1 protein-coding gene is annotated in these 262 nt (G+C 46.6%); it reads right to left on the minus strand.

Annotated elements, in window-relative coordinates:
• A partial coding sequence (locus SB660_RS21580) for a class I tRNA ligase family protein (protein ID WP_410584461.1) occupies nucleotides 1-262 on the minus strand: 262 nt, incomplete at both ends.

Genomic DNA, 262 nt, shown 5'->3' on the forward strand with positions numbered 1-262 from the left:
TCCGGCGTGAAAACACCGTCAGATCCGAACGGCACTTCACGAAGCAGGTAATAGCGAAGCTCGTCTAAACCATAGCGTTCAATTAATGTAACCGGATCTACAACGTTTCCTTTTGATTTCGACATTTTTCCGTCTTTCATCAAAAGCCAGCCATGCGCGAATACCTGTTTCGGCAGCGGAAGATCCAGAGCCATCAGCATAATTGGCCAGTAAATGGTATGGAACCGTACAATCTCCTTACCGACTAAATGAACATCGGCAG

It is taken from the genome of Bacillus sp. SIMBA_005, from assembly GCF_046535585.1.
Lineage (GTDB): Bacteria > Bacillota > Bacilli > Bacillales > Bacillaceae > Bacillus > Bacillus pumilus.